Source organism: Bacillus sp. TE9106W (genome assembly GCF_054062215.1).
The window spans coordinates 12278-32663 of the sequence record NZ_JBSSFA010000014.1; the positions used below are offsets into that span (position 1 = coordinate 12278).

Annotated in this window: 22 protein-coding genes; 7 read left to right on the forward strand and 15 right to left on the reverse strand. The window is 35.2% G+C overall.

Annotated features, from left to right (window positions below):
• Positions 1-91: 91 nt before the first annotated feature.
• The 9 genes from ACVWY7_RS21285 to ACVWY7_RS21325 all read right to left on the reverse strand — a co-directional run bounded on the left by ACVWY7_RS21285 (position 92) and on the right by ACVWY7_RS21325 (position 9344).
• The gene (locus ACVWY7_RS21285; protein ID WP_000850061.1) at positions 92-757 is read right to left on the reverse strand and encodes a lytic polysaccharide monooxygenase; all 666 of its coding nucleotides are present in this window, start codon (positions 755-757) and stop codon (positions 92-94) included.
• A gap of 224 nt (positions 758-981) precedes the next feature.
• The gene (locus tag ACVWY7_RS21290; RefSeq protein ID WP_001180584.1) at positions 982-1485 is read right to left on the reverse strand and encodes a GNAT family N-acetyltransferase; all 504 of its coding nucleotides are present in this window, start codon (positions 1483-1485) and stop codon (positions 982-984) included.
• A gap of 217 nt (positions 1486-1702) precedes the next feature.
• Positions 1703-2140 carry a carboxymuconolactone decarboxylase gene (locus ACVWY7_RS21295; protein WP_176268582.1) on the reverse strand — a complete coding sequence of 146 codons (438 nt, stop codon included), beginning with the start codon at positions 2138-2140 and terminating at the stop codon, positions 1703-1705.
• A gap of 30 nt (positions 2141-2170) precedes the next feature.
• The gene (locus ACVWY7_RS21300) at positions 2171-3661 is read right to left on the reverse strand and encodes an alanine/glycine:cation symporter family protein (protein ID WP_456523963.1); all 1491 of its coding nucleotides are present in this window, start codon (positions 3659-3661) and stop codon (positions 2171-2173) included.
• A gap of 113 nt (positions 3662-3774) precedes the next feature.
• A complete protein-coding gene (locus ACVWY7_RS21305; RefSeq protein ID WP_456523964.1) occupies positions 3775-5259 on the reverse strand; it encodes an aldehyde dehydrogenase family protein in 1485 nt (494 codons plus the stop codon).
• 18 nt (positions 5260-5277) lie between these two features.
• Positions 5278-6174: a 4-hydroxy-tetrahydrodipicolinate synthase gene (gene dapA / locus ACVWY7_RS21310; protein ID WP_456523965.1), complete on the reverse strand. Its 897-nt coding sequence runs from the start codon at positions 6172-6174 to the stop codon at positions 5278-5280.
• A gap of 22 nt (positions 6175-6196) precedes the next feature.
• Positions 6197-7138, reverse strand: coding sequence for a proline racemase family protein (locus tag ACVWY7_RS21315; protein WP_456523966.1), 942 nt, complete (start codon positions 7136-7138; stop codon positions 6197-6199).
• The gene (locus ACVWY7_RS21320) at positions 7135-8172 is read right to left on the reverse strand and encodes a proline racemase family protein (protein ID WP_456523967.1); all 1038 of its coding nucleotides are present in this window, start codon (positions 8170-8172) and stop codon (positions 7135-7137) included. The genes ACVWY7_RS21315 and ACVWY7_RS21320 overlap by 4 nt, the downstream gene beginning before the upstream one ends.
• Positions 8169-9344 carry an NAD(P)/FAD-dependent oxidoreductase gene (locus ACVWY7_RS21325; protein WP_456523968.1) on the reverse strand — a complete coding sequence of 392 codons (1176 nt, stop codon included), beginning with the start codon at positions 9342-9344 and terminating at the stop codon, positions 8169-8171. The genes ACVWY7_RS21320 and ACVWY7_RS21325 overlap by 4 nt, the downstream gene beginning before the upstream one ends.
• A 180-nt stretch (positions 9345-9524) precedes the next feature.
• Here ACVWY7_RS21325 and ACVWY7_RS21330 point away from each other — a divergent pair, with 180 nt between their 5' ends.
• The 4 genes from ACVWY7_RS21330 (at position 9525) to ACVWY7_RS21345 (ending at position 13094) form a co-directional block, all read left to right on the forward strand.
• Complete coding sequence (locus ACVWY7_RS21330) at positions 9525-11186, forward strand: sigma-54 interaction domain-containing protein (RefSeq protein ID WP_073523663.1); 1662 nt, start codon at positions 9525-9527, stop codon at positions 11184-11186.
• Between the two features lie 74 nt (positions 11187-11260).
• Entirely contained in the window at positions 11261-11533 is a 273-nt protein-coding gene (locus ACVWY7_RS21335) for a (2Fe-2S)-binding protein (protein ID WP_000182233.1), read from the forward strand.
• Positions 11530-11862, forward strand: coding sequence for a (2Fe-2S)-binding protein (locus tag ACVWY7_RS21340; RefSeq protein WP_000087058.1), 333 nt, complete (start codon positions 11530-11532; stop codon positions 11860-11862). Before ACVWY7_RS21335 ends, ACVWY7_RS21340 begins: the two co-directional genes overlap by 4 nt.
• On the forward strand, positions 11859-13094 hold the full coding sequence (locus ACVWY7_RS21345; protein WP_001000585.1) for an NAD(P)/FAD-dependent oxidoreductase: 1236 nt from the start codon (positions 11859-11861) through the stop codon (positions 13092-13094). The genes ACVWY7_RS21340 and ACVWY7_RS21345 overlap by 4 nt, the downstream gene beginning before the upstream one ends.
• Before the next feature lie 24 nt (positions 13095-13118).
• Here ACVWY7_RS21345 and ACVWY7_RS21350 read toward each other — a convergent pair whose 3' ends face one another.
• The gene (locus tag ACVWY7_RS21350) at positions 13119-13427 is read right to left on the reverse strand and encodes a YxcD family protein (RefSeq protein ID WP_000447759.1); all 309 of its coding nucleotides are present in this window, start codon (positions 13425-13427) and stop codon (positions 13119-13121) included.
• Positions 13415-13864: a hypothetical protein gene (locus tag ACVWY7_RS21355; protein WP_000914479.1), complete on the reverse strand. Its 450-nt coding sequence runs from the start codon at positions 13862-13864 to the stop codon at positions 13415-13417. Before ACVWY7_RS21355 ends, ACVWY7_RS21350 begins: the two co-directional genes overlap by 13 nt.
• A 258-nt stretch (positions 13865-14122) precedes the next feature.
• Between ACVWY7_RS21355 and ACVWY7_RS21360 the strand changes: the two genes are divergently transcribed.
• Both ACVWY7_RS21360 and ACVWY7_RS21365 read left to right on the forward strand, forming a co-directional pair.
• Complete coding sequence (locus ACVWY7_RS21360; RefSeq protein ID WP_000447236.1) at positions 14123-14887, forward strand: DUF1836 domain-containing protein; 765 nt, start codon at positions 14123-14125, stop codon at positions 14885-14887.
• Positions 14888-15121: 234 nt separating this feature from the next.
• The gene (locus tag ACVWY7_RS21365) at positions 15122-15727 is read left to right on the forward strand and encodes a VTT domain-containing protein (RefSeq protein WP_438886040.1); all 606 of its coding nucleotides are present in this window, start codon (positions 15122-15124) and stop codon (positions 15725-15727) included.
• 39 nt (positions 15728-15766) lie between these two features.
• On the opposite strand, the gene ACVWY7_RS21370 is transcribed toward ACVWY7_RS21365, so the two are convergent.
• Positions 15767-16255 (reverse strand): DinB family protein, encoded by a 489-nt coding sequence (locus ACVWY7_RS21370; RefSeq protein ID WP_438886041.1) that lies wholly within the window; start codon positions 16253-16255, stop codon positions 15767-15769.
• A gap of 139 nt (positions 16256-16394) precedes the next feature.
• Here ACVWY7_RS21370 and ACVWY7_RS21375 point away from each other — a divergent pair, with 139 nt between their 5' ends.
• Entirely contained in the window at positions 16395-16619 is a 225-nt protein-coding gene (locus ACVWY7_RS21375) for a hypothetical protein (RefSeq protein WP_000558703.1), read from the forward strand.
• A 39-nt stretch (positions 16620-16658) separates the two neighbouring features.
• Here ACVWY7_RS21375 and dltD read toward each other — a convergent pair whose 3' ends face one another.
• The 3 genes from dltD to ACVWY7_RS21390 form a co-directional block, all read right to left on the reverse strand.
• Positions 16659-17840 carry a D-alanyl-lipoteichoic acid biosynthesis protein DltD gene (gene dltD / locus ACVWY7_RS21380; protein ID WP_105989657.1) on the reverse strand — a complete coding sequence of 394 codons (1182 nt, stop codon included), beginning with the start codon at positions 17838-17840 and terminating at the stop codon, positions 16659-16661.
• 267 nt (positions 17841-18107) lie between these two features.
• Positions 18108-18635: a GNAT family N-acetyltransferase gene (locus ACVWY7_RS21385; RefSeq protein ID WP_105989658.1), complete on the reverse strand. Its 528-nt coding sequence runs from the start codon at positions 18633-18635 to the stop codon at positions 18108-18110.
• A 117-nt stretch (positions 18636-18752) separates the two neighbouring features.
• Positions 18753-20375 carry a peptide ABC transporter substrate-binding protein gene (locus ACVWY7_RS21390; protein ID WP_105989659.1) on the reverse strand — a complete coding sequence of 541 codons (1623 nt, stop codon included), beginning with the start codon at positions 20373-20375 and terminating at the stop codon, positions 18753-18755.
• Between the last annotated feature and the right edge of the window lie 11 nt (positions 20376-20386).

The following is a 20386-nucleotide window of genomic DNA, read 5'->3' on the forward strand; positions in this document are numbered from 1 at the left end:
ATAAATAATTGCACTTTCTTCTATATTTTTCATCGTTTTTTATAAAAAAGATCATCTAAAATGAATTAGATGATCAAAATGTATACTTTATTTAAAATAATGTAGGAACTTGCACTACATGATTTAGCACGTTATTTGATGCTAAACCGTTATTTACAAGGTTAACATCTATCACTTGATAAAATGCATTTCCAGTATCCGCTATTTCCCACACAGCTAAAATAAGGTGATATCCATTTCTATCAGTTGGTACATTTGCTTCATGTGTTACTGAAGTTCCAGGTCTAGCTCCTCCATCATTTTTCACATAGAAAGGTACTAAATCTAAATCAGATCGTGATAGTGGCTTATTTGGATTCCAATCTTTTTTCGTAATATAATATTTCCATTCTTTCGTACTATGAGGTGCGGTTAGTTTCCACTTAAATGTATTCGTCCCGCCGTTTAACGTAACTTTTTTCCACCTATCAACTGTTTGAACGTCTAAAGCAGGGAAATGGCCAGCTCCTGCGATTTGTCCATCAGAAGGTCCTAATTGCGGGAATCCACCTATTCCTTCTACACTTTGCGGCTCATATTGAATCGGACCACAATTTACATTTACCCCTTGCTTACATAAATAAGAACGGCTCGCTGGTGATTCTACGTATCCATGAGCTGAAGCTTTTTCTGAAAAACCGAAAGTTAACAATCCTGTAAGTAATATCCCACCACTTAATATAACTTTCTTCACCTTCTGTAAACCTTTCGTTTTCATCTCGTCATCCCCTTTCCCATAATAAAGCGAAAATAACTATAGTTGCCTAGTCATCTTCTCTACATCCATTATAAGTCGAGGAACATTACTAAAAGAACCCTCTAAAAACTTTCTCAAATTCAATTAGCACATTAATTAAATTCAAATAACACCGCTAGAGAAATATAGACGGTGTTAAAAATCGAACTTTATTATTTTAAGCATGATAGCATTTTAATCATCACTTATAAAAATTTATAATAAATAACTGTGGCATCTAAATTACCATTTGGAGATATTGCGTATTCTGGTATTTTTCCAACTTCCTGATAGTCTAATGATTTATACAATCTGTTGGAAGGGTCTCCTTCTCTCGTATCTAGCACTAAAAGAGACCTATTTTCTTGCTTCGCTCGTTCCTCTGCTTTTTGCATAAGTAAACGCCCAATACCATTACGTCTAAAGTTTGGATGAGTCATTAACTTACAAATCTCGGCTCTATGAATTCCGTTAGGCTTTGTAACTAAATGTAATTGAATACTCCCTGCCAATTGATTGTTTATTTTAGCGACATATAAGATCACTTCTGGCACTATAACAGTTTGCCAATACTTTATTGATTCTTTTTGTTCCAGTGGAGGTAAAAAACCAATTGACGCTCCATCATCTACAACCGTTTTCAAAAGGTTAGAAAGCTCTTCCACATCATCTTTTATTTGCTTAATCTCTTCAATTACTAAATTTTGCATTACTAATCCCCCTTTTGTTTCATTGTATTAATTTTAAACGAAGGAACAATGAAATACTAAGATGAAATTATTAGAATCTATAATTGGTAAGAGCATATACAAAGTTCTTTCTGATGTAGAGAAATCGATTTATGAAGAGATAGAATATTAAAATGAATACAAATTTAATTTCACATAAAAAACGTTTTAAACATAAAGTTTAAAACGTTTTTTATATTCAATGCTTTTGATTTTTCAGTTCTGTTAAACACTCTTGCACTAAAGTTACTGCTTGACTCATCGCAGCTCCACCAGCAAATGCTGCTGAAACACCGCATGCTTCTAGAATTTCCTTATCCGAGCATCCTTGATCCAGGCATCCTTTTGAATGATAAATCGTACAATATTCATCTTGCGTTGCTAGACTAATTCCTAATGCGATAAGTTGTTTTTCCCTTTTTGTTAAAGCGCCCTCTTGAAAACAAGCTTGCGTAAACGCATTATACGTTTCAGCAATTTCAGGAATTTGGTTTGTAAAACTACCGATTCCTTCTTTATAATGATGTAGAACATCATTTACTGAACTATGTTGTTCGTGTTCCATCTTATTATTACCCCCATTCAAATTATGTGTACCTATTGTAGTATGTGATGAAAAGAAGGCAATATACTCCACTTAATAGATTTAATATTCAGTCTATTAAAACTACAATTTCAAACTATCATCCACTACCGCTTTTTCTTTAAAGTTTTTTCTTGCAACCTCTTTACTTCTTTCTTCCCAAAATGTTAAACCTTCAATTCCCACATTTTTAGGATCAAACACGGGATCTTTCCCTTCTTTTTTCTGCGTTTCATAATCTTTTAACATTTTTAATGCGATTTTACTTAATAGTAGAATCGCGATTAAGTTTAACCATGCCATACTACCGATTCCTAAATCTCCAAGATTCCATAAAAGCGATGCTGATTCTACACTACCGATGTAAACCATAATTAAAAATCCAATTTTCAAAACTGGTTTTAACCAACTATGCTTAAGTTCACGGTCTAAATAAGTAAGTGTCGTTTCAGCGATATAGTAGTATGCAAGTAATGTTGTAAATGCGAAGAAGAAAATTGCGATTGAAATGAATAATGGGCCAAACCCTGTCATAACAGTTTCAACTGCTTGTTGTGTATAAATTGGACCCGCATCAACATTCCCTATATTCTTTACGATAGCGCTTTTCCCTTCAGGTATAACATTATACATACCTGTTATTAAGATCATAAGAGCTGTCGCTGTACATACGACAATTGTATCAATGTATACAGAAAATGCTTGAACTAACCCTTGTTTTGCTGGATGAGATACTTCAGCCGCGGCCGAACTATACGTCGCTTCTCCAACGCCAGCAACATTTGAAAATACAGCACGCTTTACTCCCCATGCGATTGCTGCACCGACGATTCCGCCAAACATTTCATTTACACCAAAAGCACTAGAGAAAATTAAAGCGAACATACTTGGAATTTCTGTTACATTCGCAATTAATACGATACATGTAACAATTACATAACCAATTGCCATAAATGGAACAAGCATTTGTGAAACGCCAGCAATTCTCTTTACACCACCAAAAATAATCGCTGCTAATAATACGACTAACAATATGCCAGTGATATATTTACTAATCCCATTAGAGTTTTCGAATCCAACTGCGATACTACTAGATTGAATACCTGGTAATAAAACGCCATATGAAAGTGTTACAACGACTGCTACAATGACTGCAAACCATTTCATTTTCAAGCCTTTTTCAATGAAATATGGTGTACCACCGCGATATTCATTTCCAACTTTACTTTTATACACTTGAGATAATGTTGATTCAACAAATGCACTTGCTGCCCCTAAAAGAGCCATTATCCACATCCAAAATACAGCTCCAGGTCCGCCAAAAGCGATAGCTGTCGCGACCCCTGCAATATTACCTATTCCAACCCTACCTGATAAAGCTAAACAAAATGCTTGAAAGGATGAAATTCCCGTCTCCGAGCTTTTCCCTTCAAATAATAGTTTAATCATCTCTTTAAAATAACGAATTTGTAGAAAACGAGTTGTAATTGTAAAATACACGCCTGCTCCTAATGCAAAAACAACTAACCCAATACTCCATACTTGCCCTACTAACCACTCTACTAATTGCTCCATCCAAATCCCCCTTATCATTCTTTTGAAAACTATTTTATATATAAGAAAACGGACAACTATTATGAAAGCTTCCAGTTGTCCGTATCTTTATTCATTAACATTTAGAATCTATATTATTTTATATTTACCCAAACGCTTTTCACTTCTGTATAATTATCAAGCGCATATGAACCTAACTCACGACCGATACCAGATTGTTTAAACCCACCAAATGGTGCAGCTGCATTTTCTAAATTATAATCATTAATCCATACTGTTCCTGCCTTTAACTTATTGGCAACTTGATGTCCTGTTTTAATATTTTGTGTCCATACGCCCGCTGCAAGTCCATATGACGAACGATTCGCTCTTTCAATTACTTCTTCCGTCGAATCAAATGGAAGTACAACGACAACAGGACCGAAGATTTCTTCCTTAACTATCGTCATATCGTCCGTAACATCTGTGAATACTGTTGGCTGTACAAAATAACCTTTTTCAAATGCACGTTCACCACCAGCAGCAACAGTAGCGCCTTCAGCTTTCCCTTGTTCAATGTAATGTAGCACACGCTCTTGTTGCTTTTTAGATACGAGTGGCCCCATTTCCGTCTCCTTCTCCATACCTGCTCCAAGTTTCACGTTATTCGCCATTTTTACTAGTTCATTTACGACTGTTTCGTAATGTTTTCGGTGAACAAACACGCGAGACCCAGCACTACAATTTTGGCCGTGATTATACATAATACCTTGGAATGCGCCGTTAATCGCTTCTTCTAAATCGGCGTCTTCTAAAATGATATTTGGTGATTTACCACCAAGTTCTAACGTTACATGTTTAATTGTTTCTGCAGATTGACGCATAATATATTTTCCAGTAACAGTTGAACCTGTGAAGGCTACTTTATCTATATCATGATGGTTTACGATAGCAGCTCCTGCTACAGGACCAAAACCTGGAACAAAGTTTACTACACCATCTGGAAACCCTGCTTCTTTAAATAGTTTCGCTGCATATAATAACGATAAAGGCGTTTGTTCTGCTGGTTTTAATACGATCGTACAACCTGTTGCTAGTGCAGCTCCCATTTTCCAAGAAGACATAACGAGCGGAAAATTCCAAGGAATAATTTGCCCTACAACCCCAACAGGTTCATGGCGGGTGTAATTTAAGTAATCTTTTGAAATCGGAATGGTTTGCCCGATAATTTTCGTAGCCCAGCCCGCATAATAGCGATAGTTTTCTACAGTCGCTGCAATATCATCATCAAGTGCTACTTGATATGGTTTCCCGTTATCCAATGCTTCTAACTGTGCTAATTCTTCTCCATGCTCTTCAATTAAGTCTGCTAATTTATAAATAAGATGCGCTCTTTCTGCGGTAGTCATTTCTGCCCAAGGTCCTGATTCAAATGCAGACCTTGCCGCTTTTACTGCCACATCAACATCCTCTTCTTGTGCTTCATAAACAACTGCAAGAACATCTTCTGTCGCTGGATTATATGTTTCAAACGTCTTTCCACTAATAGAAGGAACAAATTCACCATTAATAAACATTTTAATCTCTGCGTCTAAAAACGCTTTCACTTTTGGTTTCAACTCAATATTTGTCGTTAACATATATGCTCTCCTCCTTAATTACACAGCCGCATGAGCTGCAATTTTTGAGATAATCGCTTGAAGTTTTTGATCTTCGTCTTCAGTTAACCCAAGTCTTGGATAACGAGAAGGTCCCCCAGCTTGCCCGTATAATTCCATAGAACGTTTCACAATTTGCACATATTTCCCTGATCCTTCAAGGAACTCACAAAGAGGTAAAATTGCATCGTTTATTTCCCAAGCTTTTTCTAATTCACCATTTTGAACATACTCATACATTTTTGTGACAAGTGCTGGTACGATATTCCCTGCTACTGAAACCCATCCCGTCGCACCAACTAAATAAGATTCCATAACTAAATCTTCAGATCCGCAGAATACTTGAAAAGCACCTTCGCCTTGTCTTACTAAATCTCTTGCTTTTCGAATATCTCCGCTAGATTCTTTAATATGTGTAACATTTTCACAGTCTTTTCCAATACGTAGCATGAGCTCTGTACTCATATCAACACCAGAAGTAAACGGATTATTATATAACATAATTGGTATATTTACAGCGTTTGAGATTTCTTTAAAATGAAAATAAATTTCCTCTTCTTTCGGTTTACAATAGTACGAATTAATAATTAATGCACAATCCGCACCATGTGCTTCGGCATGTTTCGTATATTCAATCGTCTCTTTCGTCGTTTCTGCTGCAGTTCCAACAATAACTGGAATCCGTCCATCAACTTCTTTTAATACTGTTTCTACCATTTTAAATCGTTCTTCTTTTGATAAACTAACAAACTCCCCTGTACTTCCATTAATAATAATGCCAGCTACTTTTTGCTCAATAAAATAGTTTACGTTTTGTTTTACACCGTTCCAATTAATTTCTTGCAACTCATCCATCGGTGTGATTAATACTGGAAATGCCCCTTTAATTGTTTTCATATTTATCTCTCCCTTTACCATTTTATTTTAATAAAAATCCTGCCGGAAACGGATCTGTAGGGTCTAATAGAAACGTCTGCATCCCTGTAATAAACCCTCTACTTTCAAAACGGAAAATGTAACCCGTTTCTTCCTTTTTCACTTTTTCAACTGTTATAAAGCTATTAAATATACTTTCATTTATAAAAGGTTTATCCACTATATAATCATTTTTAAATAATGCATGAACATAAGACACAATAGTAGAAACAAAACCTGGCGATCGTACGATAAAGTTATCTTCATGAAAGGTAATCGACTTTATATGGTTCTTTTCTTTTTGCGAAGAATCTACTAAAATAAGCCTTTTTATTAACGACTGTTTTTGTATAGCTTGAAGTGTAGCTTCTCCCCATTTCTTTAATTCAGAAATGTTTTCCACACAGATTTCTGGCGAATATGTATCCTTTTCTACAACTGCATATATTTTATCTGCTTGTATAAGAGAGTAACTTATATTACCAACTTGTAAATTTTTCTCAATCAAATAACATAGTTTACTTTCAAACGAAACAGATACAACTTCATCATTCTCTACATACGCATGGACTACAAATATGCCAGATAACGTTTCTATTTTGTATTGATTCGTCTCTCTCTTTTTTACATACCCGCTTTCTAGTAACGTCGTTATGACTGCGACAATACCCCCATAATGAAGCAGAATGGATCCTTCATGATTAAAAAATAATACAGCTGCATCGACTTCCGAATGAATAGAAGGAACGACGATACATCCATTTAAACCGATAAAACCACGCGGTTCATTTAATAAAAGCTGCATTTCTTCTGCTAATTCACCTGAAAATTGTTCGTTTAATTGCTCTAAATTGTAGTAGTACTTGCATGGTACATCTTTTATTACACGGAATGCCTCTCCATTTACGTGTACGTCTACTGCTGTATACATTTTTTGAATGTTCATTTTACATCCTCCGTTTCATGTTCCATCGGCGGAATTAGCAAAAATCCTTCTTTCAGTGGATCCTTTTCATTGTAAAAAAATCTATGCATCCCCATAAGCCAAGCTGAACCTGTAATTTTCGTTACGACAGCTTCCATATTTGCAACATTTGTCGTATTTATAACGCACCCTTTAAATAAAGAACCAACAATACTCTCATGAACAAACTCTTCATTCATTTCAATTTTTTGGTTTGCGTATAATACAGCTAACTTCGCTGATGTTCCTGTACCACATGGAGATCGATCAATTCCTCCAGGCGGAACGACAACTGTATTTTTTACATGAGCGCTTTCATGAGTAGGATCTGTATAAAATTCAACATGAGTTAATCCTCTAATAAACGAATACTGCGGATGTATGATTTCAAATTTCTCATTTATGATATTTCTAATATGAATTGCCTTATCGATAATTGTAGATGCATTTTCCGGTACTAACTCCAAACCTACTGACTTTGCATCAATAATGGCATAGAAATTCCCTCCATACGCAATATCTGCTTTAACAGTTCCAATTCCTTCGACTTGTACAGTGATATGTTTCAGTAAAAAAGCTGGTATGTTACAGAAAGAAACTTCTTTCGCTTTTCCATCTTGAACAAAGATATCCACTTCAACTAAGCCAGCTGGCGTATCTAACTTTAACGAAGTAATCGGTTCAACTACAGGAATTAAACCTGATTCAATTAAAGCTGTACATACACCAATTGTATCGTGACCACACATCGGTAAATATCCACCTGTCTCTATGTATATAACACCAATATCGGCATCAGGGTGACATGGATCTGTTAATAGTGCCCCGGACATTACATCATGACCACGCGGTTCATTCATTAACAATTTGCGAATCCAGTCATACTCCTTTTTCATATGTAACATTTTCTCTGCCATCGTCTCTCCAAGTAACTTTGGTAGTCCGCTAATCAATGTTCTCGTTGGATTCCCACCCGTATGTGTATCAATCGTCGTAAAGACTCTTTGTGACCTCATCCGTTTAACACCCTTTCTGTAAAACGACTCAAACGAAGTGGTTCAATAGGAATGATTGTTTCTTTTTCATTTAATAACTCTTCAATCACTTTCCCTGTAACTGCGGCAAGACTAATGCCATCCCCTTCATGCCCTGCTGCAATAAAGTAATTCGGGATATGTTCCACACGCGAAATAATCGGCAAATGATCTTCTGTCCACGGGCGTAATCCAGCATATGAACGAATCACCATCATATCCGCCATTTTCGGATAAAAACGAATTGCTCTATTCGCAATACATTTAATAACCTCGTTGTTTATCTTCGTATGAAACCCTACAAACTCTCTACTACTACCAATTAAAAAATTTTGGCTTTCTGTCGGCTCAAATACGAGAGCTACTCCATATTTTTCAGTTAAAGCATCCACTTTTCGTTTTCCGCCAAATTTAGAAATTAAATAACCAAATTCCATAACTTTACGACAACCAACGTGTTGTTGTCTTGAAGCTACAATAATATGCCCTTTTCTCGGTTCAATGGGGATATTTACATCCAACATTCCTCCGATTTTCGGAGCCCACACACCGGCTGCGTTTACCACTTGTTTCGCAGTAAACGTCCCGTTAGTCGTTTCTACAATAAAGGAACCGTCTATATCTCTTTTCATTTCTTTTACTTCCGTATGATTAAAAGCTTTCGTACCAAATTTCTTCGATTCTGTAAGAAGTGAAAAAGCAAGGAGATATGGATTTACAGTCGAATCCGTTGCGCATTCTAACCCGCCTAATAAATCTTCTGCAAAAAATGGCGATTCTTCTCTTATATCTTGTCTATCAAGCATTCGAAACGGTAAGCCAACTTCTTTTTGACGATTCACCCATTGCTGCGCTGCTTCCATTTCTTCTTCTGACTCACATACGAGAATACTTCCAGGCGCCCTATATTCAAATGAGTGCTCTAACTCTTCACTTAATTCTGTTACTAATTTTTGACTAACTAAAGACATTTGACTATCAAAGCCTGGGTCTTTATCAATAGCCAAAATATTCCCATCACACCGTGAAGACGTCCCACTGACAAATTCCCCTTTTTCAATGATTGTTACGTCTCTTCCGTATTTTGAAGTGTAATAAGCGATAGAACAACCTATAATTCCACCACCTATTATTAAAACGTCACAGTGCCTCACAAAATACTCCTCCTTCCCCTAAACCTCTCACTTTCTTTTATGCAATTGACGTGCCAACTGTACATATATACAATTTTCACAAATAATATTTTTATTTGTAAAAATATTTTAAATTTATCGTAAATAAGTGTATTATTTTTTTATCACTGTCAAAATTTTTATACATAACAGGAGGACAATATGGCATTCTCATTTCCCACAATAAAAGAATTTCTAAAAACATTATCTATTGATCATACATATAGCACTCAACACATTGAACAAGTTGACGAAAAATTTTATTACCGACCTTCTACTACAGAAGAATATAATTGTGCAGTTATATATGAAGATGAATCGTTCACCGCTTTAATTGACGGGGTTTCCAATGAACTAGCCGTTATCATAATGAACCGAAATAAAGAGCCTATATGCTGTATAACGGCACAGCAAATCATTCCGTTTCTTGTTAAGTCTTACAATGAACTCCAATCTTTTTATAACACCGTAATACAAACTACTGATTCTTCTGTTACAGTCATCGATGATAAAGAATGCGTTCGTACCTGGACAGATGGCGCCGAAAAGATTTTTTCAGTCAAGTATAATGAAATTATTGGGCAACCTATCACTCGCTTTTTTGACTATAAAGATTTGGAAATTTTGCAATCATTACATGACGGAAAAAGCATAATCGCTCAGTTCCATCAACCTCGGCCAGATCTGTTTGTATTAATTAATTCAAACCCAGTTTATTGTCACGATGAAATTATAGGAGCCGTTGTCTCTGAAACTGATGTTACGAATCAAGTCGCTTTAAATGAAAAACTATTTAATATGTCACATGAAATGCACCGTTTAGAACAAGAGGTCGCAAAGTATAAAGATGAATCAGACCCTTTCCTTTCGATGAATGGAAAGAGCCCCGTTATACAAAGAACGATACAATTAGCTAGAAAGGTTTGTTCGGTGAAATCAACTGTTTTAATACTCGGCGAAAGTGGTGTTGGAAAAGAAGTATTTGCGAAAGCAATTCATGATGCAAGTGAAGTAGCTAAAGCTCCGTTCATTTCAATTAACTGCGGCGCAATTCCAGAAGCATTATTTGAAAGTGAATTATTCGGCTATGAGCGCGGGGCGTTTTCTGGTGCAAATAGCAAAGGGAAAAAGGGTAAAATAGAGCTCGCGCAAGGCGGCACATTATTCCTTGATGAAATAGGCGAAATGCCGCTCGATATGCAAGTAAAACTTTTACGTGTACTACAAGAAAGAAAATATTATCGAGTTGGTGGAGAAAAAGAGATTCATATTGATTTTCGTATTATCGCTGCTACAAATCGTGATTTACAAGAAGAAATGAAAAAAGGCACGTTCCGAGAAGATTTATACTATCGTCTAAATGTCGTTAGCTTGCATATTCCACCGCTGCGGGAAAGACGCGAAGATATCATTGAATTAACCTACTCTTTCTTAAACGATTTTTCAATCAACTATAACAGACCAATTCGCGACTTACCGTCCAGCATTATGCATGAACTGCTTCATTACAATTGGCCAGGTAATATTCGCGAGCTCCGTAACGTTGTTGAAAGACTTGTTGTATTTGCGACTGACGGTATTATAAAACAAGAATATTTACCATTTCATACAACTGAAACTTTAGAGGAACATTCGGCTCATTCCCTATTACTCAGCAACAATAATACAATCCTCTCTTTACAAGAAGAGATGGAGGAACATGAGAAAAAAGTCATTGAGAGGGCTTTACGCATTTTGAATGGGAATAAATTAGAATGTGCGAAACAGCTTGGTGTTACGAGGGCCACTTTATATAACCGTTTAAAAAAACTTGGATTACAATAAACCTTCCCTCCTCTATATTGGCATAGTTTTTGCATTATATAATTTGTGCAAACCGAACTAGAGGAGGAATACATATGACGAATAAAGACCACTTAATTGTTTGTCGATGTGAAGAAGTTACATACGGTCAACTTCAATCGACAATCGCTGATTATAAATGCTCGGCAAGAGAATTAAAACTAAGAACACGTGCTGGCATGGGATTTTGTGGTGGCCGCACATGTAGAATGATGATAGATCGAATGATTGAACATGCAACTCCAGGCGTAACTACAAATGATATTCCATTGAAATATCAACCACCGGTACGAGCAGTTACTTTTGGATCGGTAGGTGAAAGTAAATGAGTAGAATTACACATCACCCTATTTTAGGGAGTTTAAATAATAGTAATCGCATAACTTTTCAATTTAACGGTCAACAATATGAAGCATATGAACATGAAACGATTGCGGCCGCTTTACTTGCAAACGGAATAAGAACATTAAGAGTGCACGAAGATAACGGGACGCCGCGAGGTATTTACTGTAATATCGGACATTGTTCTGAATGCCGCGTCACTGTAAACAATCAAGCAAACGTACGATCATGCTTAACTGTTGTTGAAAAAGATATGGTTGTTGCTAGTGGTAAACAGCACCCAAATATCGTTAGAGAGATGGTGAAAAAGCGATGAATGATGTCATAATTATCGGAGCTGGCCCAGCGGGTTTATCAGCCTCTATCTCTTGCGCTCGATTTGGACTGAATGTACTTGTTATTGATGAATTTATGAAGCCTGGCGGGAGATTGTTAGGACAATTACATCAAGAGCCTTCTGGAGAATGGTGGAACGGAATAGAAGAATCGAAGCGACTTCACGATGAAGCAAAATCACTTTCAGTTCATATTCGATGCGGTATTTCCGTCTATAATTTAGATAAAGATGAAAGTTGTTGGTTCGTACATACGAATATCGGTACGTTAGAAGCACCGTTCGTTTTACTTGCTACTGGCGCTGCTGAGTACTCCATTCCCCTTCCCGGTTGGACACTTCCAGGAGTCATGTCAATCGGGGCAGCCCAAGTAATGACAAATGTTCATCGCGTTCAAGTTGGGGAAAAAGGAATAATTATTGGTGCTAACATTTTGTCATTCGCTATTTTGAATGAATTACAATTAGCAGGCATCAAAGTTGAACATATTGTACTTCCTGAAAAAAGTGAATTAAGTCAAAAGGCTGGAGAACCGGAAGAAGTTTTAAATTCTCTATTACATGCTGCACACCTTGCCCCGTCACCTTTATTACGTATAGGTAGTAAATTGATGAAATATAATTGGGCTAAACAAGCTGGATTAACCTTCTATCCAAACAGCGGAATGAAAATAAACGGTACACCTCTTCACCTTCGAAAAGCAGCGCTTGAAATTATCGGAACAGATCAAGTTGAAGGTGTACGCATTGTTAATATTGATACGAAAGGAAATATCGTAACTGGATCGGAACAAATATATGAGGCAGACTTCGTTTGTATTGCCGGTGGCTTATATCCTCTTGCTGAACTAGCTGCTGTAGCTGGCTGCCCTTTCCGTTACATTCCGGAATTAGGCGGTCATGTTCCGCTCCATTCTGAAACAATGGAAACCCCTCTTTCTGGTTTATTTGTAGCCGGCAATATAACTGGCATTGAAAGCGGGAAAATTGCAATGGCACAAGGAACTGTTGCTGGATATTCAATTGTAAAACAGGCAAATAAAAAATCTCATTCGGTTGAACAACACTTACAACAAGCGATCCAACATGTACATGCCGTACGTCAACAAGCTGCTATTCAATTTAATCCGATGGTTGATATCGGTAGACGGAAGATGAATGAAATTTGGCAGGATTATTCCCTTGCATATGCCCATACTAAAAAGAGCTGCTGAGATTACTCTCAACAACTCTTTTTCCTACTCATCTGAGTTATTAAATTTCGCTAATGCGTAAATGCCTTCTTCATCATCTAATTCAAGTTGTAATCTTGCCGCAAATGAATTGACATTATATTCTCTGTCAAGCAATAAGCGTAGTGCTTCGATTAAGTTCGCTTGAATTAAAATTTGTTGGCGACCATTTACCTCTACTTCAGCAGAGAAACCGTAGTCATCGTCGTACATGAGTTCAACTAAAACTTCTTCTGGACCAACTTGTCTTTTTTCAGCGATATATACGCAAAGTGCATTGATCAGTTCTTGTTCAGAAATTTTTATCGTTTCCATGCTACTTCATCTTCCTTTTTCTTACGTTGATCTTTGAAGTATTTAAATGCACGAACTGCTAACATTACGATACCAGCCATTACTAACATATTTACCATAAACGCTAATACAGAACCAAGAGCTCCCATATTTGCAAATAAGCTACCCATTAGTAAACCACCAAGACCACCTAGTAATAAACCTTTCATAAAGCTTCCTTTATTACTTTTTGGTGCTGTGTTTGTTGCTTTCGTTTTTGAATCTGGAGTCGTTTTTTGAGAATTTACATTTGAATCTTTTTTGTTTAAATCAACTTTTGATTTTTGACCTGAGCTTGGTGTAAATGATTTTTTACCAGATTTGTAACTTTTCGCTGCCGCATGATCTACGAACATAAAGCTACTAGCACCAAAGATTACCATGAATGCTGTCATTACTGCTACAAGTTTTTTCAACATATTATATCCATTCTCCTTTTATATAGATATATGTGAAATCTATCTCTCTAGTAAATTCAGAATGATAGATTTATTTTTAAGAACATTTTAAGGTTCTTATGAACTTATTATATGAACTTTTGTCGAAATATGCAAGTATTATTTACTTCCGACAGTTTTATGACATAAGGAAAAATTAAGCAAAACAGAATTGACTTTAAATGAAACAAAACATATTATAGGTTCATAAGAACTTTTATTATTTATGGAGGTGAAAAGATGGAAACATTTCATCTCACACGAAACGAAATGGCTACTCTTCTTCTATCACTAAGAGGTTGGAATACGAAAAAGCCTCTCGGTATTTTACAAGAAGCTTGGGCAAAGTCACATAAAAAAGATATTGAAAGCGGACAAAGCGTTACTGCTTTTATTACTACCGCACTTTCACCTATTTTCGAAAAACTAATTAAGATTGAAGATACGGACGTTGGTTTTTCATTAAATGAAATAGTTGCGCTTGGAAATCAAATTGAAAATACAAGTTTCTCAGTAACAGCCATGCAGAACTGGGTGAAACGAGATATAAAAGAAATGATTGGCTCTCCTCAAAAAGGAAAAAAATATTCAATTGAACAAGCAGCCTTACTATTCATTGTTGAAGATTTAAAAACAGCACTTGATTTTGAATCTATTCGTAAGCTATTACGCCTTATCGTAAATGACCCAGCTGATCGAAGTGATGACTTAATCAATCCTGTTCATTTATATGGAGCTTACTCTTCTCTATTTGAAGAACTCAATCAGGGGAATTGCTTACAATTAAATGCAACAGATACAGTTCATACAATTGAAAACATCGTAAAAGAAAAAGCTGATAAAATCGCAAGCAAGTTCGATCAAATTAATAATGAACAACGTGAAGCAATTCGTAACGCCATTATTATTGCGACATTATCCGTGCATACCGCTTATGTACAAATGTTAGCGAAACGTTACGTAACAGCAACTTTATTTTTACAGAATTTAGATGTGAAGCCGTAAAAAATAGGAGCAGAAATGCTCCTATTTTTTTATGAGAAATTTTTAATAATCTTTTCATTATCTCTTCATGAAAATTGAACTTATATATTTTACTATAATACTTATAAAGGACATAAAAGAATTGAAATAGCAATCCCCTATACAAATAAGGTATAATCTACACATAGTGAATCTTTTATATTATTAACTATAAGGTTCACCTATTCAAAAATACATAAACTAGAAGGTGCAACAATGGTAAGTAGTTTTATTCACTCAGTATTAACATTTTTTGAAGGGCTAGGTTATTGGGGCATTATGCTTGGACTTATGATTGAGATTATTCCAAGTGAGATTGTCCTTGCTTATGCGGGATACTTAGTATTCAATGGTAGTATCTCATTTTTAGGCGCAGTTGTGTTTGGTACAATTGGTGGTGTTATTGCTCAAATCTTTATTTATTGGATTGGCCGATACGGCGGACGCCCTATATTAGAACGTTATGGAAAATATATTTTCATACATAAAAAACAAATAGATGCTGCAGAAGATTGGTTTAATCGTTACGGAACTGGCGTCATTTTTACAGCGCGCTTCATTCCAGTAGTGCGTCATGCAATTTCAATTCCTGCTGGTATTACAAAAATGTCATTTCTACGTTTCACTACGTTAACAGCACTCGCAATCATCCCTTGGTCTATCATTTTCATTTGCTTAGGTGAAAAACTAGGTGAAAATTGGGAGAATATTAATGATATCGCTGGACCATATGTGAAATCATTCGCAATTGGTGGCGTCGTACTTATTGTTTTATACTTCGTTATAAAAAAATGGACAAAAAAACGTAAAAATCTTGCGTAAAAATATATAATAAAAACCGCTATACATTCATTACGAATGTTAGCGGTTTTTATTATAGGTTTGATTTTGTATTAGAAATTGTATTATTTCTTCTTTGTGCTTTAAGTCATGTTGAATGAGTGATGAAAAGTAATGATTTAATTTCACTTTTTTAGTGCCAAATTGGTAGACATTATAAAAATATTTGGTGGGAATTCGCTCAATTTCATCCACTAACTGTTTACGAGTAACACTGAATTGATTTAATAGTCCTTCTTTTGAAATACCAGATCTCGCATATTTAATTGCTCCCTTATTCATTTCCTCAACATCTATTGGAACATTTGATACAGATTGTCCACTTATAAAGTATGGAATTCTATCCTTTATTAAAAACACGTCCCAAACGATAAAATGTGAAATTACATCCGCAATTGCCCATGAACCTTCTCTTAATGCCTGAAACCATATATCATCAGGTACTCGCTGTAATGTTTGACACCATTCTATTAAATATAATTTTTCTTCCAAAACATTCTCTTTCTTCATTATTCATTCCTTTCTCGCACTTATAATTCATTCAAATTAATATCTTCTAGCAATTGTATAAAAAGCCTTCAAAGTTATGTGGATAAGCAACAATTCATTCATTAATTTCGTATATTATTTAAAAAGGAGTGATCTCCCTATGCATTGGCAACAAAAAATACAATACTTAATCGGACGCCCTATCGGCATTTCCTTCATAAATGGGCAAGGAACCTCTGGTGTATTATGTTCAGCACATGATGGTCAATTATATGTGTATGAATACCTTTATCAAGCGCAGTTCGCAATGAAGCATTATGATTTTAGACAAATTCAAGATATACATGCCTTTCCGAATTGCCCACATCAAAATCCTCTATACTAAAAAAAGGAACAGCTTATAGCCGTTCCTTTTTCTCCACACTTATTTCTCAGTATAAAAGTTTTGCACTGCTTCATCAAAGTAAATCCAGCCTTTCCAACCTAAATGAATTGTATCTTTTAAGAAATACTTATCATATTCATGGCCAGAGAAATCGACTACTGGATACCCTGCTTTCTCAACTTGTTCCCGAACTTTTTTGTAATATACTTCACGGCGTTCTTTCGGGAAGCCAGTATAATCATACCAAGGCCCATTTACAGGTACAGAAATAAAGAGTGGCTTGACATTTTTCTCTTTAAAAATATTTAAAACAATTTGTAAATCATCATATTCTGGTGATTCTTCATACGATTCATTTGCTCTAAAGTTTTTGAGACCTTTTAATTTTTTCTTTAAATTATGTTTATAGTAATACGGATTTTCAATGCCAAATGTGTTTGTAGTAGATTCCACTTTCCCTTCTTCTTCCGCATGTTTACGTGCATCTACCCATGAAATTGAACGAAGTCCCACATTTGTTTTTTCTTTCATCGGCTCAATCTTAAATATAGAGTTAAATAAATCTCTATGATCTAAAATATTTCGATGCATATAAGCAAGTGGTTTAACTAAACCCGCTTTTATGTTATGTTTCGTATCATTATATACAATACCTTCTAATGAATTTTTTAAAATATCATCTTCTTGAACAACTTTATAATCTAATAGTCGTTTCGCAATTTGCTTCTTCATTTCTACATTTATTTTATCATTAAAAATAAAATGATATGCCTGTTGTTTGGAGAAATTGTTCGTAAAATCCCCCTGCGAAACCCCAGTCTTTGTAAACCATTGTGGCGATAAAACAAAGACTACTTTTTTACCTTCTAACTCATTCATAGTAGACGTCATATTTAATATATGAGCTAAACTTTGCGTACCACCAATCCCCATTAAATATGGCGTAAAACCTGCCGGATTTACTTTAAAGTAATTAGATGGGTGATATGCATCCATTCGTAAAAATTCGGATGAACCGTACATCGGTAAATACTGCGAATTCTCTAACATTTTCTGTTGCAAGAATACACTTTGTAATTTTTCTTTTTGTAAAGAGGTTGCCGCATCTTCTACCTTCTTATCACTAATCAGTGATACTAAACTTTTCGATGGGATGAGTATGATAAGGAAAAAAAGTACACACGCTAAAATTATCGGACCAAAAGCATGCTTCATTTTCATTTTTCGTTCCTCTTCCTATCGCTATTAAATTGTAACCCTTGTTTTTGACACGTCATTTTTTTCTCCTTTTTCTCTATACATGTTCCATTCTATTTATCTATCATATACATGTATGTATTCCTTTCCTTGTTCTATTAAGTCTTATATAAATAGCACAAGAAAATGTTTCCATAGAAACACGTTAATTATACAAGATTCTACATACATTTCACACTGGAATTTGAGTAATAATTTTATTTTTAAACAGTTAAAAAACATAAAAAATGTCTATAATTTATCCAATGATGTCTTGAATTCAAAGTACGATAATAAACGGCTACTATGATCAACATCATGAGTATATGTGAAACCTAAATTTCGTAAAAGTTTTTTCGAATTCTCATTTTCTACTTTTACTCTAGCAATTATTCTTTTTACATTCATCATCTCTTTTGCATATTGAATGGACGCCTTTGCTGCTTCTGACGCATATCCATTTCCCCAATACTCCGGATCAAGTAAATACATAATTTCTATTTCACCTGTTTCATCTATTTTTCTTAAACCACAATGTCCTAAAAGCTCTCCTGTATTTCTATTAACTAACAACCATACCCCGAAATCATACTGTTCCCAATGTGATATTAGTTGTATAATATAGTCCTTTGCTTCTCCCTTTGACATTCCCCTTGATTTAGCAAGCCATTTGCCAACAGCTTCTTCCTTTAATATGCTATAAAACTGATCAATATCTTCTATAAGCGGCTTTCTCATGAGTAACCTTTTTGTATGTATTACTTTCTTTTCTTCAAACATAAAACTTCATTCTCCTCCAAAATTTTATACAGACTAGTAAATTATACCATGTACTATTTACCTGACTTTAACTAAAAAAACAGACTACCACACACGTGGAGTCTGTTTTCTCATCCTTTATTTTTGTACATCTGCCCATTTTAAACTTGTAGCTGGACCAAATTGATGTACGTATAAATCTTTCACGTATGGTTTTTGTAAGTAAGATAATCCGCGCTGGAATACTGGAGCAATAACCGCATCATCAAGTAGCATTTTTTCAGCATCTTGCAGTGCTTTCCAGCGAGCCTTTTCATCATTACCTAATTCGGTTTTAATCTTCTTAATTAACGCATCATATTCCGGATTTGCATATTCTGTATTGTTCACACTACTTCCAGAAAGGAATACTTCTAAGTAAGTCATTGGATCTGGATAATCTGGTAACCAGCGTGATAACGACATTTCATATTCTTTCTTCTTCTCTAGCGCTAATTTTTGCGTGTGTGGTTGTAATTTCACATTCACCTTTAAGCCCGGTAAGTTTTTCTCAAGCTGCTCTTTAATATATTCTCCTACTTTTTTGAAGTTTTCTAAATCATAGTTTAATAACTCAAGCGTTACTTCATTTGTACCAGTCTCTTGCTTCGCCTTTTCCCAATATTCTTTCGCCTGTTTTACATCAGTTTTATTAAACTCACCTGCCGTACTTCTAAAATCTTTTTTATCTGGACCTTTTAAAAATCCTTTTGGTACGTAATAGTTTGCAGCAACCGAACCATCATTTAAAAATGAAGTCGCAAGTCCTTTCTTATCAAACACTGTACTTAGTGCAAGACGTGCATTTTTATTTTTAAGAATCGGCACATTTTCATTAAATCGGAAGAAGTACATAACTGGATCTGTATATTGTTTTAGCTCTTTATTATTTTTATATTTATCTACGAATTCTGTAGAAATGACAGCTCTATCAACTTTATCTGTTTCATATAAATTTACCGCAGTTGAAATTTCTTTAACAATTTGATAGTTTACTTCATCTAGCTTAACTTCTTTTTTATCCCAATACTCATCGTTTTTCTTCATCGTAAAACTAGCTTCATGCTTCCAATCAGATAATGTAAATGGCCCATTATATACCGCTTTATTTGCTTCTAATCCATATTTATCGCCTTGCTCCTTCGCATATTTCTCGTTAATTGGATAGAAGGACGGTAAAATAAGTAGTTTCGTAAAATACGGTACAGGATGTTCTAACTCTACAACGAACGTTTTATCATCCTTTGCTTTTACTCCTAATTCATCTAACCCTAGTTGTTTCTTATTTATTTTCTCTGCATTTTTCACATCGTACGCAATGTATGCATATTGAGAAGCTGTATCCGGATTAATAAGCTGCTTCCAAGCATATACGTAATCTTGCGCTGTTACTGGATCTCCGTTAGACCATTTCGCATCACGCAAATGGAATGTATATGTTTTTCCATCTTTACTCACTTCATATTTTTGTGCTCCAGCCTCAATCACTTCATCATCTTTCGATAAACGGAATAATCCTTCCATTACGTTATTTAAAACGTTAAATGATACTGCATCTGTTACTTTCCCTGAATGTAACGATGGAATTTCACCCGTTTCTAGTAACTGTAATACTTTCTTCTCATCTTTCGGCTTTGTCGTTGTTTTTTCTTTTGCGCAGCCAACTAAAATCGAAGAAACGAATAGAGTACTAACTAATGAGTAGCGAACAAATTTTTTCATTTGAAAACCCC

Bases quoted from the DNA above. Each gene is read 5' to 3' on its own strand.
- dapA (WP_456523965.1), bottom strand. From the start codon at position 6,174: ATGAAAACAATTAAAGGGGCATTTCCAGTATTAATCACACCGATGGAT.
- ACVWY7_RS21330 (WP_073523663.1), top strand. From the start codon at position 9,525: ATGGCATTCTCATTTCCCACAATAAAAGAATTTCTAAAAACATTATCT.
- ACVWY7_RS21375 (WP_000558703.1), top strand. From the start codon at position 16,395: ATGCATTGGCAACAAAAAATACAATACTTAATCGGACGCCCTATCGGC.
- ACVWY7_RS21290 (WP_001180584.1), bottom strand. From the start codon at position 1,485: ATGCAAAATTTAGTAATTGAAGAGATTAAGCAAATAAAAGATGATGTG.
- ACVWY7_RS21315 (WP_456523966.1), bottom strand. From the start codon at position 7,138: ATGAACATTCAAAAAATGTATACAGCAGTAGACGTACACGTAAATGGA.
- ACVWY7_RS21335 (WP_000182233.1), top strand. From the start codon at position 11,261: ATGACGAATAAAGACCACTTAATTGTTTGTCGATGTGAAGAAGTTACA.
- ACVWY7_RS21350 (WP_000447759.1), bottom strand. From the start codon at position 13,427: ATGGAAACGATAAAAATTTCTGAACAAGAACTGATCAATGCACTTTGC.
- ACVWY7_RS21285 (WP_000850061.1), bottom strand. From the start codon at position 757: ATGAAAACGAAAGGTTTACAGAAGGTGAAGAAAGTTATATTAAGTGGT.
- ACVWY7_RS21360 (WP_000447236.1), top strand. From the start codon at position 14,123: ATGGAAACATTTCATCTCACACGAAACGAAATGGCTACTCTTCTTCTA.
- ACVWY7_RS21390 (WP_105989659.1), bottom strand. From the start codon at position 20,375: ATGAAAAAATTTGTTCGCTACTCATTAGTTAGTACTCTATTCGTTTCT.
- ACVWY7_RS21305 (WP_456523964.1), bottom strand. From the start codon at position 5,259: ATGTTAACGACAAATATTGAGTTGAAACCAAAAGTGAAAGCGTTTTTA.
- ACVWY7_RS21345 (WP_001000585.1), top strand. From the start codon at position 11,859: ATGAATGATGTCATAATTATCGGAGCTGGCCCAGCGGGTTTATCAGCC.
- ACVWY7_RS21300 (WP_456523963.1), bottom strand. From the start codon at position 3,661: ATGGAGCAATTAGTAGAGTGGTTAGTAGGGCAAGTATGGAGTATTGGG.
- dltD (WP_105989657.1), bottom strand. From the start codon at position 17,840: ATGAAAATGAAGCATGCTTTTGGTCCGATAATTTTAGCGTGTGTACTT.
- ACVWY7_RS21385 (WP_105989658.1), bottom strand. From the start codon at position 18,635: ATGTTTGAAGAAAAGAAAGTAATACATACAAAAAGGTTACTCATGAGA.
- ACVWY7_RS21365 (WP_438886040.1), top strand. From the start codon at position 15,122: ATGGTAAGTAGTTTTATTCACTCAGTATTAACATTTTTTGAAGGGCTA.
- ACVWY7_RS21355 (WP_000914479.1), bottom strand. From the start codon at position 13,864: ATGTTGAAAAAACTTGTAGCAGTAATGACAGCATTCATGGTAATCTTT.
- ACVWY7_RS21340 (WP_000087058.1), top strand. From the start codon at position 11,530: ATGAGTAGAATTACACATCACCCTATTTTAGGGAGTTTAAATAATAGT.
- ACVWY7_RS21370 (WP_438886041.1), bottom strand. From the start codon at position 16,255: ATGAAGAAAGAGAATGTTTTGGAAGAAAAATTATATTTAATAGAATGG.
- ACVWY7_RS21320 (WP_456523967.1), bottom strand. From the start codon at position 8,172: ATGAGGTCACAAAGAGTCTTTACGACGATTGATACACATACGGGTGGG.